We start from the raw sequence: 16,109 nt of genomic DNA, 5'->3' as shown, positions 1-16,109 counted from the left end.
TCTTTATTACTAGTAATTATAATTTAAAAGTTAAAAAAATAACCTCTAAGGTTATTTTTAATCTTATTTAGTTAAGCTAATTGTATCTTTACAAATCATTAACTCTTCATTAGTTCTAACTGCTAAAACTTTAATTTTAGAATCAGCTGAAGAAATATATTTATAATCTCCATAGCTTTCATCATTTTTTGCAGTATCAATTTTAATATCTAATAAAGGCAATTTTTCTAAGATAAATTGTCTTGTGTGAATTGAATTTTCACCAACACCAGCTGTAAACACAATTCCATCAATGTCGCGTCCTAATAAGTTAGCAAATCTGATAATGTAATCAGCTGCAACTTGAGTGTATTTATTAAGTGCTCGTTTGTAATCCTCATCACCTTTAAAATATCCACCAGTTACATCACGCATATCGCTTGATTTACCACTTAAACCTAATAGACCTGATTCTTTATTTAATATATTTGTTATTTTTGAAACGTCTGTTTTTAATTCTTTACACATGTATTCAATAATTGATGGATCAATATCACCACTTCTTGTACCCATCATTACACCAGCGAGAGGAGTTAATCCCATTGTTGTATCAAATGATTTACCATTTTTAATACATGTTATACTTGCACCGTTTCCCAAATGGCAAACGATAAGGTTAAGTTTATCTTTAGGTTTGTTTAAAACTTCTGACATTTTTTCTGCAATGTATTGATAACTAATTCCATGAAAACCATATTTTCTTACACCATGTTCTTTATATCAAGAATATGGAACAGCATATAGATATTGTTCTTCTGCTAAAGTTTGGTGGTAAGCAGTATCAAAACATGCAACCAATTTAGCTTTAGGCATTACTTTCTTAATTGCTTCAATGGCTGTTATGGCACCTGGGTTGTGTAAAGGTGCTAATTTAATAGCATCTTTAATTGTGTTAAAGACTTTTTCATTAATGACTGATGATTCGTTAATTGTTCCACCATGAACAACTCTAAAACCTACAGCATTGATTTCTTCAACATTACTAATAATATTTAATTCAATTAATTTATCCAAAATAAATTTAATAGCTATTTCATGATTAGGCAAATCAACCTTATATTCATATTTATTACCTTCATATTTAAATGAAACTGCTCCATCGATAGTAATTCTTTCTGCTAAACCATCAAGAATATCAATTGGGTTATTTTTATCAGTGTCATTAAATAATCTAAATTTAATTGAACTACTTCCTGCGTTAACTACTAAAATCATATTACGCCTCCAATGCTTGATAAATTGTAATAATAGCTGTATTCATAATATCTGTCAGTGTAGCTCCACGACTTAAATCATTAACAGGTTTATTAAATCCAAGAATGAACGGACCTATAGCTTCATAACCACCCATTCTTTGTGCAATTTTATAACCAATGTTTCCCGCATTTATATCAGGGAACACAAACACATCAGGTGTTTGTTTTGTTAATTTGCAGCCTTTAAATTTTTTGTCTCTGATTTCTTTATCTCATGCGGCATCAAATTGAATTTCTCCGGCATAATTGAAATCAACAGTTTGAGAATCTAATAGTTCAACTGCTTCTTTAACACGAACTACATCTTCACCAGCTCCAGAACCTGCTGTTGAATAACTTAATAGAGCAACTTCAGGTTTTTTAACATCAAATGATTGTGCAAATTTAGCTGTCATTTTAGCAATATCTGCTAATTGTTGGCTTGTTGGTTTTAAATTTAAAGCACAATCAGTAAAGAAGTAATTTTCATCACCTTTATTCATAATAAATACGCTAGCTGCTAAAGCAACATTTGGTGATGTTTTTATGATTTGTAATGCCGGTCTAATAGTATCTGCTGTTGTATATGTAATACCACATAGCATACAATCAGCTTTTTCCATCTTAACTAACATTGCACCAATATAGTTTGCCTGCCCCATTAATTTTGTGGCTTGCTCCAAATTAGTTTTGTCTTTTCTTAAATCCATAAATTTTTGGATTAAAGGTTCTTTATCCAATTCATCAATTGCAATAACTTCAATTTTTGAATCTAAAGTTGTTGGAATTGATTCAGCTTTTTGGAAAAGCATAATAACTTTTGAAATATTTTCTTTAACAAGTGTATTAGCTACTTCTTGAATTTTAGGCTCTTCACCCTCAGGTAATACAATAGTTTTTTTATGATCTGAATTTACTAGAATTTTTTTAATTTGTTCTACTGAATACATATTAAAGGTTTAATGATTTTCCTGATTCTAATGCTTCAGCTGCTTCACCAATTGCTTCACTCATAGTTGGGTGAGGGTGGATCGCTCTTGCTAATTCTGTAATAGTTCCTTCACATTCAATTAATGTTGTAAATTCTGAGATCATGTCTGTTGCTCTGTTTCCAATAATATGAGCACCTAATAAAGTTTTGTATTTTGGTTCACAAATAATTTTAACAAATCCTGTTGTATCATCATCAGCTAATGCTTTACCAATTGCAGCAAATGGGAATTTGAAAGTTTTGTATTCAACACCTTCTGCTTTTAATTGTTGTTCTGTTTTTCCAATCATTGCAATTTCTGGGTGTGAATAAATACAACTTGGAATTTTTGAATAATCCATTTTAATATCTTCAGCACCTGGTTTATTTGCTTTTAATGCAATTCTATTTGCTGTAACAATACCTGCATGTGAAGCAACGTGTGCTAACATAATTTTACTTGTTACATCACCAATAGCATAAACACCATCTAAGTTTGTTTCACCATAATCATTTGCAATAATTGATTTACGTTCTGATAATTCAAGACCAATTCCATCAAATCCTTTAGTAACTGTTTTTCTTCCAATTGATTCTAAACAGTAATCTGATTTAACAGTTTGTTCTTTACCGTCAATTTCAAATACAACTGATTTACCTTTAACTTCTTTGACTTTTGCATTAGTAAAGATTTCAATTTTGTATTTTTCTTTTAATGTTTTTGTCATTAATGCTGTAACATCTTGATCTAACATTGGAAGAATTTTTGGTGCTCCTTCAATAACTGTAACTTTTGTTCCTAAAGCTGCAAATAAACAACCAAATTCAATTCCAATAACCCCACCACCAATAACTGTTAATGCTTTTGGTATTTTTGGTAATGAAAGAATTTTTGTTGAATCAATTAAGAACCCACTGTTTCTTCCTTCTGCAAATCCTGGTAATGGTAATTCGTTTGGAACTGATCCACTAGCAATAATTAAGTTATCACAGTGGTATTTTTTACCATTTACAGTAATAGTATTTTTATCTAAAGCTGATGCTTCACCAATAATTTGTTTTACACCATTCTTAGTTAATAATGCTTTAACACCACTAGTTAGTTTGTTAACAACACCATCTTTACGCTCAAGAGCTTTATCTCAATTAATACTTGGTTCGTCTTTTGTTTTCATATCAATACCTAAGTTAGCAGCTTTGTGAACGATATCTTCAAAAACCTTTGCTGTTCTTAATAATGATTTTGTTGGAATACATCCTACATTTAAACAAACACCACCATAGTATTGTTTTTCAATAATTAAAGTTTTTAAACCTAATTGGGCTGTTTTAATAGCTGAAACATACCCTCCGATTCCAGCTCCAACAACTATAACATCAAAACTTTCTTCAGTGTCTGTGTGTTTAGTTGCAGCAGGCGCAGGTTGAGTAGGTGCTGGTCCTCTGCTTGGAATTAAATCATTAGATACCGGTGTTGAACCTACAACACTTGCATTTTCTTCTTCAGCAACCGGTGCTGCTTCAGTTGTAGCACTTCCATCATCGATTTCAATAACTACATCGCCAACTTTAATTTCTTGTCCTTCAGAAATTAAAATGTTTGCAATCTTTCCACCAACAGGTGCTGGAATTTCAGAGTTAACTTTATCTGTTTCAACAAAGAATAAAGCATCTCCTTCTTTTATTTCTTGCCCTAATTTAACAAGAACTTCTGCAACTTTTCCTTCAGTAAGTCCTTCTCCAATATCAGCAAATTTTACTTTAAACATCTTGCTTCTCCTCTTTTACATTAATAGTAATGCTGGATTACTTAAATAATTTTCTATTTTCATTAAGAATCTTCCGGCATCTCCACCGTCAATAATTCTATGATCACATGTCATTGAGAATGGCATGATTCAACCTGCTTTAATTTCATCTTTCACGAATATAGGTGTTTTTGTCATTGTACCTACTCCTAAAATAGCTGATTCAGGTGAATTAATAATTGGTGTTGCGTAATCTAAGCCAACTGATCCAAAGTTTGAAACTGTAAAAGTTGCATCTTTCATTTCAGTCATAGCTAATTTACCATCTCTAGCTTTTTTAGCTAATTCACCAATTTTGTTAGCGATTTCAAACACTGATAAGTGGTTAGCTCCTTTAATAACAGGAACCATTAATCCTTTTTCAGTATCAACTGCAATACCTATATTGATATTGTGTACTTGTAAGATTGCATTGTTTTCTGCATCTATACGAACATTAATATTTGGCATTTCTTCCAATACTTTAGCAGCAGCTTTAACAATGAATGCTAAATAAGTCAATTTAATTCCTTTTGATTCACATCCATCTTTTAACATTGCACGCATATCGTATGTTGGAGTAATGTTAATATTTTTCATTCCAGTAAATGCAGCATTTTCTGAATGAGATTTAACCATTGCTTTAACAGTAGCTTTTCTAATTCCATTCATTGGAATTGAATCTCATGATAAAGGCGCATCAATTTCAACAGATTTCATAGCTTTTTTAGGAGCAGCACTTGTATTTGAAGCAGCAACTGGTGCTGAGTCTAAGTCTGAAACTAAAATTCTTCCATGTGGACCTGTTCCTTTGATTGTTGATAAATCAATTTTTTTGTCTGCTGCAATTTTTCTTGCTAATGGTGTTGCCTTAACTCCACTATTTGAAACTTCTACAATATTATTTGTTGTTGTTCTTGAAGCAATAACATCATTTGAAACTGGTGTAGAACCTACTACTGATGCATTTTCTTCAATTGGTTCATTTTTTGTTTTAACTTCAGCAACAGGTGTTGCTTCAGCTGCTCCAGATCCGTCATCGATTTCAATAACTACATCACCAACTTTAATTTCTTGTCCTTCAGAAATTAAAATATTTGCAATCTTTCCACCAACAGGTGCTGGAATTTCAGAATTAACTTTATCTGTTTCAACAAAAAATAAAGCATCTCCTTCTTTTATTTCTTGCCCCATTTTTACAAGAACCTCTGCAACTTTTCCTTCAGTAAGCCCTTCTCCAATATCAGCAAATTTTACTTTAAACATATTATTCTAATTCCTCTCTACTAAAATTTGTAGTCAAGCACTTTTTTAATTGCTTCTACAACTTTCTGTGGGTTCACTTGGTGGAATCCTTCTCCTCTGTCATAAGGAATAACAACATCATATCCAGTACATCTTGCTAAAGGTGCTTTTAATGAATCAAAACAGTTTTCATTAACTGTAGCAATAATTTCAGCTGGCACACCAAATGATCTAACAGCTTCACTAACAACTAATAATCTTCCTGTTTTTTTAACTGATTCAATAACCATTTTTTTATCTCATGGTTGAATTGAACGTAAATCAATTAATTCGATTGAAGCAGTTGGGTGTGTAGATTTAATCATTTCAACAGCTTTCATGCAATCTACTGTTTGTGCTCCATAAGTAACAATTGTTAAATCATTTCCTTCTTGGATTTTGTAACCTTCACCAATAGCTACTGTATAGTATCCATCTGGTACTTCTTGTTTGAATGCACGATATAACTTAGTTGGTTCTAAAACAATAACTGGATCTGGTGATTCAATTGCTGCTAATAATAAACCTTTTGTATCATAAGGAGTTGAAGGCATAACTGTTTTAATACCAGGAATGTGAGCAAAGATAGCTTCTAAAGCTTCTGAGTGGTGTTCTAAGGCTCTAATACCTCCACCCATTGGCATTCTTATAACCATAGGTGCTGTTCATTTACCACGACTTCTATTTCTCATACGTGAAATATTTGCAATAACATTTTGTAATGCTGGTAAACCTAATCCTTGAAATTGTAATTCAACAACTGGCTTCATACCATTCATTGCCATCCCTAGTCCAACACCAGCAAACATTGCTTCTGAAATAGGAGCATTAAAACTTCTTTCAATTCCATATTTTTGTTGTAATCCTTGAGTAGCTCTGAAAACTCCACCCTCTAATCCAACGTCCTCACCAAAAACAATAACGTTTTTATCACGGTCCATTGCAACATCAAGAGCTTCAGTAACTGCTTTAATATTATTAATAACTGCCATTAGTGGTGTCCTCCGTCTTTAGTTTCTGGGTATTTAGCAAAGAATTCTTTTGCTTCTGTTAATTGATTTTTTAAATCTTCTGTTAATTCTGCATATTGGTAGTTGAAAATATCTTCGATTGGGTAGTTTTTATTTTGTTCTACTCAAGCAAATTCAGCTGCAATATGTTTGTCTTGTTCCTCATTTAAAGCAGTTTGCTTTTCTTCACTTCAAATTCCTTTTTCTATCATATAAGCTTTTAATCTTATCAATGGTTCATAAGGAACTCTATCTTCAAATTCACCTTTTGGACGATATACATCTGGTGCATCTGATGAAGAGTGGGCTCCAAGTCTATATGTATCAAATTCAATTAATACTGGACCATTTCCGCTTCTTGCAAATTCAACAGCTTCTTTTGCAACTGCATAACTTGCTAAAAAGTCATTTCCATCAACTTTAATTGATGGCATTCCTGTTGCAATTGCTTTAACTGCAATATTTAATGATTTTGTTTGTTGAACAGTTGGAGTTGAAATAGCTCACTTATTGTTTTCACAAACGAACACAACTGGTAATTCATGTAACTTAGCAAAGTTCATAGCTTCATAAGTTTCTCCTTCACTCATTCCACCGTCTCCAGTTGTAGTAACTGCAACACCTTTTTTACCTTGGTATTTTTCAGCAAAAGCAATACCTGTTGCTTGAGAGTATTGTGAACCAATGATAATGTTTGGTGGTAATGAATTAACACCTTCTGGTGCTTTTGCTCCAGCTTCATTTCCTGCTCAGTATAGCATTATGTTTCTAACAGTTTGACCCATTGTTAATCATGCTGCATTGTTTCTATATCCTGAAACAAAAAAGTCATTTTTTGGGTCAATTACCATTGTGTATGCAACCTCACAAGCTTCTTGTCCTGTTGAGCTTAAGAAAGATAATAATCTTCCTTGTCTTTGCATTTTATTTTGGTAGTCATCTTGTCTTCTTGAAAGATTCATGATTGAATACGCTTTAATTAATTCTTCATCTGAAATAGATGGTGCTAATTTAGGATTGATGATTTTACCATCTTTATCCATTACGCGAACAACTTCATCTTTTTGCGGATCAAATTTTCCGATATATTTCATATATTTTTCCTTTCTTAATTGAATAATAAATTTAAAATATCTTCAGCTTCAAAGTTATCACCAAAAATTTCTTTTAACGAAAACTTATCTAAAATATTTTTTACTGCATGATAATCATAATCAGTATTTATTAGTGCAAATTCTAGTGCTTCTGTACCTGTATAACCAAGAAAATCACCATAAATTTTAATGTTAGTAATTTTACCTTTATCAACATTTGTTTTTATTTCAATTAATCCTTTTGTTTCTAGATACTTTTTATTTGAAATTTCAAAATCTTCATTTTTAGCAAATGTTCATTCTCTTGAACAATATTTTTCTTCGAATAATTCATTAATACTTTCTTTTTCTGAATCGTTAAATTCAATTCATTTAACCTCATCATTTTTGGTATAGCTATTAATTACATTTTCTATAAAATCATTTAATTCTATTTCTTTTTCATTTTCAGTCAGAATTGCTTTTATGTTAGCAACTCTAGCTGGTTTTGATTTAACTTTTTGATGCTTAATTTTTTCTGGATCCACATTTAAATATTTTAAAATTCTTGGTAATTCAACATCAAATAATAATGTTCCATGCTGAAGAATTTTTGTTATAGTTTTTAATTGTGCATTTCCTGAAATTTTATATCCATCAATTTCAATATCATTTCTTCCTGAGAAATTAGCATTTAACCCTTCACTTCTTAAATACTGAATGATTGGTTGTAGTGCAATTTCAAAGTTAGATTGAGAGTTTTTATCATTATTAACAATAAGTGAATAACATACGTTTCCCATGTCATGAAAAACTGTTCCTCCACCTGTATTTCTTCTTATAATTTTTACTTCGTCTTTCATTGCTTCAGCAATGTTAATTTCAGCATAAGTATTTTGATTTCTACCAACAACAATTGTATTACTATTTTGTCATATGTACAAAATAGGATCATTAGTTACATATTGGTAAGTTAAATACTCTTCAACAGCTAAGTTGTAAGCTGGATCATTTGACTTTGAAATAAATAGATTAATCATTTTATTTTTTAAAGTAATTTAACCCTAATACTTCTAAACCTGCCAATGTAACAAAATTATATGGCTTATTGAAGTGAGGTAAGAAGAAAATATCAACTAATGGTAATTCATCAATAGTTAATTCTTTTTGAATTCCTAATGAAAGCATGTACATGATTTCTGTATGGTTATTTTCACTACCTATTTGAGCTCCAATAATTTTTCTTGTTTTTTTGTCTCATACTAATTTAATTCAAGCTTCTTTGTAAGTTGACATAAATTCAGGACGATCTGAATCAGATAATAAAATTGCTTCATAATCTAATCCCATTTTTTTAGCACTTGTTTCGCTTACACCAGCTGAAGCCATTTTAAATCCAAATACTTCAATACCGTTTGCTCCTGTAAAGCCTGGTGATGCAAGTTTATTTCCATTAACAATATTTGCTGCTGCAAGAATTCCTGTTCTAACTGCAGTTGTTGCTAATTGAATTGGCATTTCCATATTTAATGCTTTATTGAAAACTGTTGAACAATCTCCAATTGCATAAATATCTGGGTTTGATGATTGACAGTATTCATTTGTTAAAATTGCTTTTCTGTCATTTAACTCAACTACACCTTCCAATTGTTTAGTTTGAGCAACTACACCAACTGAGAATATTACATAATCAGTTGCGATTTCTTCTTTGTCAGTCACAACGTGAGTAACTTTTCCATCAGCACCTTTAAATTCTTTAACACCTTGTCCTAAAGCCAATTTAACTCCAGCTTTTTCCATTCTGTCTTCAACATGCTTAGTAAATTCTGCATCATAGTAAACAGGCATAATTCTGTCAGCAAAATCTACTAATGTAACTTCTTTACCATGAGCAACAAAAGCATCAACTAATTCAACTCCAATATAACCAGCTCCTACAACTGTAACTTTTTTGATTGAATCATCTAAGTTTGCTTGTTGTATTTTTTTAGCATGGTCATAGTTTTTACAAATTTGTACACCTTTTAAGTCTAATCCCGGGATTGGTGGTAATAAAGGTCATGTACCTGTAGCTACGATAACTTTATCGTAGCTATCTTCAAATGTTTCACCTGTTTCTAAATTTTTAATTAAAACAGTTTTTTTATCAGCGTCAATTGAAACTCATTCGTGTTTCATTTTTACATTGATTCCTTCTGATTCTAAAATTTCTGGTGTTGCGTAAAATAATCCATTTGGATCTTTAACTTCACCTTTAACCCATAATGCAATTCCGCATCCTAAAAATGAAATAACATCGTTTCTGTCGTATGTTGTTACTTCAATTTCTGGGTTAAGTCTTTTTAATGTTCTAACTGCAGTTGTTCCTGCATGGTTAGTACCTAAAACAATAACTTTCATATTTATAACTCCTCTTAATAGTTTTATTAATATTGGAATAAATATCCAATAATTAATGTAAATTTATAAAAATTTGGAAAATTTTTCAAAAATAACATAAAAAAATAAAAAATATTCCTATGTTTATTATACTCTTAATGCCATAATAAAAAAGACTTATAAGGATTTAAGTATTAAAAAAATGGCTGAAAAAGCCATTAATTTACTCTTTTAAAGATGATTTTTTTATCACCTAATTTTTTAAAGCTAATTTCTTGTCAATTAATTAGTTTGTCAAAAGATAATTCAACATTTTTTAATCCGATCTGCTCAATCATATCTTCATAATTTTCTACTAAAATAGGTTTCAATAAAAAAATCATAATAGCTATATTGCGTTGCAGTGTTGCCATAACATTTTTTAGTTCCGAAAAATTTTCTTCTTTAGCTAAATTTCAGGGCATTTTTTCTTCAATATATTTATTACAAATATTACCTAGGTCTAAAATATTTCTAATAGCATCACTAATTTTATATTGATTCATATTTTCTATGTATGAATTAATTGTTTCAACACCCTTAACTGTTAATACTTCATCATACTTAATTTCTGAAACATTAACAAAACCATCAAAGTATTTTGTAATCATTTGATTAGTTCTTGAAATCAAATTACCAACATTGTTTGCTAAATGAGCATTGAATGATTCAATAAATAATTCATCTGTGAAGTTTCCATCTTTTTCAGTTGGCAATTCATACCCTATATAAAATCTCAAAGCATCAGCGCCATATTTTTCAATCATATCAATTGGATCAATAACATTCCCTAATGATTTACTCATTTTTGTATCCTTGCTTAAAATTCATCCGTGCCCTAACAAATGAGTTGGTTGACGTAGATCTAATGCTTTTAAAATTATAGGTCAATAGATTGAGTGAAAACGAATAATTTCTTTTCCAGCTAATTGTAAAATTTCAGTATTTTGATCTTCTCAGAATTTTTTAAAGTTAGAATCATCATTTTGTAAATATCCTAATGCTGTTATATAGTTTGTAAGTGCATCTAATCAAACATAAACAACATGCTTTGGATTTTGTTTAACTGGAATTCCTCATGTAAATGATGTTCTAGTAACTGATAAATCTTTAAGCTCTGGTTTAACAAATGAATTCAACATTTCATTTCTTCTGTAAACTGGGATTAAAAATTCACTACCTAAAACTTCTTTTTCCATAAACTCTTGAAACAATGAAGTTTTTAAAAAATAAGTTTCTTCCTTAACTAATTCTAATTTCGTGTTAGAAATTTTACACATATTATTTTCATCAATTTGATCTGCATTTAAAAACTCTTCACAACTTACACAATAAAGTCCTTCATAATTTCCTTCATAAATGAAACCTTTTTCTAACAGCATTGTGAAAATTTTTTGAACTGTTTCTTCATGATAAGAATCTGTTGTTCTAATGAATTTTGTGTAATCTATTTTTAAGGCTTTTCAAAGCGCTTTAAAACTTTCAACTTTTTCTTCAAGATATTCCATTGGAGAAAGTCCAGCTTCATTTGCTTTTTGTTCTATTTTTTGACCATGTTCATCACTTCCTGTTAAGAAAAATGTTTCATAACCTTGCATATCTTTATATCTTTTTAAAATATCTGCAAGAGTTGTTGTATAAGCATGTCCAATATGCAATTTACCACTTGGATAATAAATTGGGGTTGTTACGTAAAATTTTTTAGGCATATATGATACCTCTTTCTATAATCTCAATTAATTATAATTTTACCAAAAACAATGCTAAATAAAATTGCTTTTTATTTTATTTAAATGATACTATTAACTTGTAAGAAGGCAGAGGTAGCGAAAGCTTGAGAAATACTCTTAGAACCTGATCTAGTTAATACTAGCGTAGGAAGTCCTAAAATATTTTTTCTGTCTTTTTATGTAGGAGGTTCTTTTACATGAAAAGATATTTTTATTTGAAAGTTAAAAAGATTAATACTAAAGACATTGTTGTAATGGGATTAATGCTTTCTTTATACTTAATCTTGAATTTAATGACAGCATATTCATTTAGTCAGTTTTATTTATCGTTAAACATAAAATTAATTTCTATATTTGTTTTAGCAACATATACTGACTGACTAAGAACATTAATTGTTGCAATACTAGGAGGGATTATTGGTTTCTTTCTTCCAACAAATGCAGATGCAGGTATACCTTTAGCATATGTATTTGATTATTGAATACCATTACTTTTGGTAGCAATTTGTAGTATATTTTTACCAAGAAATTTTAGAAACAAAAAAGAGAAAGTTTCTAAAAATAAAAAACTATTAATGTCTAAAAGAGAAAAAAATAAATTGTGATTTGAAGAAAAAAAAGATTGATTTAAATGAATGGGTATTTGAATTATTGTTATCTCAATTTATGCTTTCTTAGGGTTTTGATCAAAAACATTTGCAGGTGTTTTATTTTACTCTGCTGGTGCTGTTGAAAAAAATCAAAATGTTTGAATATTTTCAATGAGTGTAAACAGTGTCAATTCAGTTTTTGATTGGGCCATTTATTTAGCAACAATACCTGTTGTTTGTTATACTATTTATCCTGTTGCTAAAAATATTTACTAAATATAAAAAAACAGCTGTGCTGTTTTTTTTATTGTATAAAAGCTGTTGCTACAAAATAAAGTATAAATAACACATCTAGCGCTCAAATTACAGGTTTTACTTCTTTTGTTTTTCCAACTCCAATAGATGTGACTGTATATGCTATTATTCCAACGGCAATACCATTTGCTATATTGTAAGTTATAACCATAAACAAAATACTAAAGAACGCTGATACTCCAATTTCTGGTTTTTTTCATTCTATTTCAGTAATTGATGAAATCATTATTGTTCCGATAAATGCTGTCGCTGCTCCTGAAATACAGTTTGGCATCATTTTAAAAAGTGGGAATAGCGGAATACTTAGTAAAAATAATAAACCTGTTATTATGTTTGCAAATCCAGTTCTTGCACCTTGTGAAATACCAACACAACTTTCACTGTAGCAAGCCATATGAGAAACTCCTAAAGCTGATCCTATAATTGTTGCACCTGCATCAATAATTAATGCTTTTTGAGGTATTTGTTTTTCTTCTCCAAGTGCTTTATTTAATTCAATGTTGATTGATGTCAAAGTACCTGTTGCGTCAAAGAAATTTAAAATAACTAAAACAAAAATTGAAACATACATGGTTGGCTTATTTCAAATTTCAGAATTTCCTATTTCTGCTAATGAATTTTTAATGTTTAAAGCAAATCCATTAAATAAGTGCCCAAAGTTTCATTCACTTCCTGATCATTTAGCATTTCCTAGTGAGTGTTTTATTGCTTCATTATCAACTGTATTTGCTAAAATTAATGCAACAATGAATCCACCAACCATCATTACAGCAACTGGCGCAAAGAATTTTTTATAAAACAATATAATTGAACCAAATAAAACAATTGAACCAATTATCATACCAGGATAATTTAATTTAAAATTTGATAAATCTGCAATTGGTAAATTTGAGTCTGTTTTTGAAACAAAACCTATGTTTGATATGCCAACATAAGCTATAAAGAAACCAATTGATACACCAATAATTAAATGAAGTGAATGCGGTAGAGCATTGATCATTAATGCTCTTAATTTTGTTATAGATATAATACAAAAAATAATTGATGAAATCATAGCGGCAATTAATGCACCTTCATATCCTATTTTTCCTGTTTTAGCTATGTTAAAAGCAAAAAGTGCATTTAATCCCATGCTTGGTGCTAATGCAATAGGAACGTTTGCACTCATACCCATAACAATAGTTGCAATAGCTGCAACTAGAGCTGTTGCCAAGAAAACGCCGTTACTATCCATTGTCCCATTTCCAGTAATACTTGGTGCACTTCCTAATATTGCTGGCTCTACTGATAAAATGTACATCATTGAAAGGAATGTACTTATTCCACCAATAATCTCTTTTTTAAATGTTGTATTTAAATTACTAAAGTTAAAATATTTAGCAATTGAATTTGTTGATTTTAAATAATTAAGTTTTTTATCTTTAACTTTAAAATTATCAATTTTTGATTTTTTCATTTTAAAACCTATTCTTCCTCTAAAGTATAAATTTCTGGAAGTTGTCTATAAAGATCATCAATTTCAAATCCATAACCTAAAACATATATGTTTGGAACTTCAAATAAAGTTCTATATTCATATTTAAAGTTCTTATGATTACTTTTCTTTGAAGCTAAAGTCAGTATTTCTAAAGATTTTGGTTTCAAAGAAAATATATACTCATATACTTTTTCCAAAGTTAATCCTGAATCAATAATATCCTCAACAATTAAAACATGTTGATCTTCAATAATTGGTTTTGTTATTTTTTTATGAAACACCAATTCTTTATTTGATTTAGTTCCTGAATAACTAGAAACTGTTATGGTATCCATTTTTATTGGCATATTTAGCGTTCTTGCAAAATCGGCAAAAAAGAATACAGAGCCATTCATAATTGTTACTAAAGAAAGTGTTTTCCCTTTGTACTTTTCATTATAAAAAGCGCCGTATTCTGCAATCTTATTTGCAATTTCCTCTTTAGAAATTAATAATTTCAAATTATGTTTAAATTCCATTATAAACCCCTTCGATAAATTTACCTAGGTGTAATTAACAGAATTGGGATGAAAGATCCAAGTAAGTTTAAACAGTAACTTATAGAGACTAAATAGGTTTAGCCGTAGATACACCAATCCATTATATTGGCTTATACAAATACTGTTAATTACATGAATTAATTATATAGGATTTAGAAAAAATAAAACTTTCTTTCGAAAGTTTTATTTTTATAATTCTTTAGTTTTCATAAAATTTTTGAATCAATCAAATGATTTCTTTTTAAATCTATTTCCTGTTCCTTTATGATAATCATCATAATCAACAAATATTAGACCATATCTTTTTGACATCTCATTTGTTGATAAACTGACAACATCAATTGGAGTTCACATTGTGTAACCAAATACATCTACTCCATCTTTAATAGCTTCATTCATTTGCTCAAAATGTTTTGATAAGTATTCAATTCTGTAATCATCTTCAACTGTGTTATTTTCATTTAATTTTTCAATTACACCTATTCCATTTTCTGAAATAAATAAAGGTAGTTGGTATCTATCTCATAATTCATTTAATGTTATTCTTAAACCAATAGGATCAATTTGTCATCCTCATTCAGTTGCTTTTAAGAATGGATTTTTTCCACCCAACATTAAATTACCACCTGCTGCATCTTTTAATTCTTTTGAAATTGTTGATGTCATGTAGTAACTAAATGTAATATATTGAATATTATTATTTTTAATTACTTCCATTTCTTCAGAGGTTGTTTCAAATTTAATATTATTTTCTTTGAAATATCTTTTTGAATATGATGGATAATCTCCTTTTACCATTACATCATAGTAGAAGTATCTTTGCATTTGTTGAGTTGCTAAATTTTCTCAAATATTTACAGGGTTACAGTCTGATGAGTATGTTGTCATGTTAGCAACCATACACCCCATTTTAATATTGCTTGAAATTGTTTTAGCTATTTCAATAACTTTTGCTTGTGCGTAAAATTGATTATGTAATCCTTGTCATGATGCATTTACATAGTCTTCTTCACTATTAAAGTCTTCTCTAAAAATACCTAAACCTGTTGTTGGAGCTAATGTAGCTACATTTATTTCATTAAATGGTAATCAATATTTAACTAAGTCTTTGTATTCTTTCATAATAACTGTTGCAAATTTGATATACAAATCAATAACTTTTTTGTTTGATCAACCACCATATTTTTTTGTTATTGGGTATGGAACATCGTAATGTTGAATAGTTAACATTACTTCCATTCCATTTTTTTTGCATTCTTCAAAAACATCTTTATAAAATTTAATACCCGCAGCATTTGGTTCTGCTTCATCACCATTAGGGAAAATTCTTGATCAAGCAATTGACATTCTATAAATGTTCATTCCTGCTTCTTTGAATAAAGCTATATCTTCTTTATATCTGTGATAAAAGTCAATACCTATTCTTTTTGGGTAATGTAAGTTATCTTTATTATCAATTGATTTTTCATAATCAGATCTTGTATATTTATTTAATTCATCTACGCTTTTTCTATCTAGGTTTGGATTGAACGGTCTCATTTCTGCAATTGTTAATGATTTACCTTCCGCATCAAATGCTCCTTCAACTTGAGAAGCTGAAGTTGCACCTCCTCATAAAAAATCTTTTTTTTCAAATTTCATA

At 29.6% G+C, this 16,109-nt stretch carries 13 protein-coding genes, 1 pseudogene and 2 riboswitches; of the genes and pseudogenes, 1 reads left to right on the top strand and 13 read right to left on the bottom strand.

Going from position 1 to position 16,109, the window contains the following annotated elements:
• Positions 1-63 precede the first annotated feature (63 nt).
• The 10 genes and pseudogenes from MENTO_RS00220 to metG form a co-directional block, all read right to left on the bottom strand.
• Entirely contained in the window at positions 64-1,254 is a 1,191-nt protein-coding gene (locus MENTO_RS00220; protein ID WP_099650906.1) for an acetate kinase, read from the bottom strand.
• Between the two features lies 1 nt (position 1,255).
• Complete coding sequence (gene pta / locus MENTO_RS00215; RefSeq protein WP_099650905.1) at positions 1,256-2,224, bottom strand: phosphate acetyltransferase; 969 nt, start codon at positions 2,222-2,224, stop codon at positions 1,256-1,258.
• A gap of 1 nt (position 2,225) precedes the next feature.
• On the bottom strand, positions 2,226-3,617 hold the full coding sequence (gene lpdA, locus MENTO_RS00210) for a dihydrolipoyl dehydrogenase (RefSeq protein ID WP_407657516.1): 1,392 nt from the start codon (positions 3,615-3,617) through the stop codon (positions 2,226-2,228).
• 78 nt (positions 3,618-3,695) lie between these two features.
• Positions 3,696-4,013: pseudogene (locus MENTO_RS03980) on the bottom strand (biotin/lipoyl-containing protein); the annotation flags it as partial.
• A gap of 15 nt (positions 4,014-4,028) precedes the next feature.
• Positions 4,029-5,297, bottom strand: a complete 1,269-nt coding sequence (locus tag MENTO_RS00205; RefSeq protein ID WP_099650903.1) for a dihydrolipoamide acetyltransferase family protein — start codon at positions 5,295-5,297, stop codon at positions 4,029-4,031.
• 20 nt (positions 5,298-5,317) lie between these two features.
• Entirely contained in the window at positions 5,318-6,307 is a 990-nt protein-coding gene (locus MENTO_RS00200; RefSeq protein ID WP_099650902.1) for an alpha-ketoacid dehydrogenase subunit beta, read from the bottom strand.
• Positions 6,307-7,419, bottom strand: coding sequence for a pyruvate dehydrogenase (acetyl-transferring) E1 component subunit alpha (gene pdhA, locus MENTO_RS00195; protein ID WP_099650901.1), 1,113 nt, complete (start codon positions 7,417-7,419; stop codon positions 6,307-6,309). Before pdhA ends, MENTO_RS00200 begins: the two co-directional genes overlap by 1 nt.
• 14 nt (positions 7,420-7,433) lie before the next feature.
• Positions 7,434-8,438, bottom strand: a complete 1,005-nt coding sequence (locus MENTO_RS00190) for a lipoate--protein ligase (RefSeq protein ID WP_099650900.1) — start codon at positions 8,436-8,438, stop codon at positions 7,434-7,436.
• A 1-nt stretch (position 8,439) separates the two neighbouring features.
• A complete protein-coding gene (locus tag MENTO_RS00185) occupies positions 8,440-9,798 on the bottom strand; it encodes an FAD-dependent oxidoreductase (RefSeq protein ID WP_099650899.1) in 1,359 nt (452 codons plus the stop codon).
• A gap of 197 nt (positions 9,799-9,995) precedes the next feature.
• Positions 9,996-11,525 carry a methionine--tRNA ligase gene (gene metG, locus MENTO_RS00180; protein ID WP_099650898.1) on the bottom strand — a complete coding sequence of 510 codons (1,530 nt, stop codon included), beginning with the start codon at positions 11,523-11,525 and terminating at the stop codon, positions 9,996-9,998.
• A gap of 100 nt (positions 11,526-11,625) precedes the next feature.
• Positions 11,626-11,714, top strand: a riboswitch (TPP riboswitch).
• A 29-nt stretch (positions 11,715-11,743) separates the two neighbouring features.
• Here metG and MENTO_RS00175 point away from each other — a divergent pair.
• Positions 11,744-12,412, top strand: coding sequence for an energy-coupled thiamine transporter ThiT (locus MENTO_RS00175; protein WP_099650897.1), 669 nt, complete (start codon positions 11,744-11,746; stop codon positions 12,410-12,412).
• 28 nt (positions 12,413-12,440) lie between these two features.
• Here the strand turns inward: MENTO_RS00175 and MENTO_RS00170 are convergent, their stop codons facing one another.
• The 3 genes from MENTO_RS00170 to MENTO_RS00160 all read right to left on the bottom strand — a co-directional run bounded on the left by MENTO_RS00170 (position 12,441) and on the right by MENTO_RS00160 (position 16,108).
• Positions 12,441-13,907, bottom strand: a complete 1,467-nt coding sequence (locus tag MENTO_RS00170) for an NCS2 family permease (RefSeq protein ID WP_099650896.1) — start codon at positions 13,905-13,907, stop codon at positions 12,441-12,443.
• 8 nt (positions 13,908-13,915) lie between these two features.
• A complete protein-coding gene (locus tag MENTO_RS00165; RefSeq protein ID WP_099650895.1) occupies positions 13,916-14,446 on the bottom strand; it encodes a phosphoribosyltransferase in 531 nt (176 codons plus the stop codon).
• 62 nt (positions 14,447-14,508) lie between these two features.
• Positions 14,509-14,605: riboswitch (purine riboswitch) on the bottom strand.
• 51 nt (positions 14,606-14,656) lie between these two features.
• Entirely contained in the window at positions 14,657-16,108 is a 1,452-nt protein-coding gene (locus tag MENTO_RS00160) for a glycoside hydrolase family 1 protein (RefSeq protein ID WP_099650894.1), read from the bottom strand.
• Position 16,109: the final 1 nt, after the last annotated feature.

The sequence above is a fragment of the Mesoplasma entomophilum genome (assembly GCF_002804125.1).
GTDB classification, from domain to species: Bacteria; Bacillota_I; Bacilli_A; order Mycoplasmatales; family Mycoplasmataceae; genus Mesoplasma; species Mesoplasma entomophilum.
This window is presented reverse-complemented; position numbering and strand designations above follow the sequence as displayed.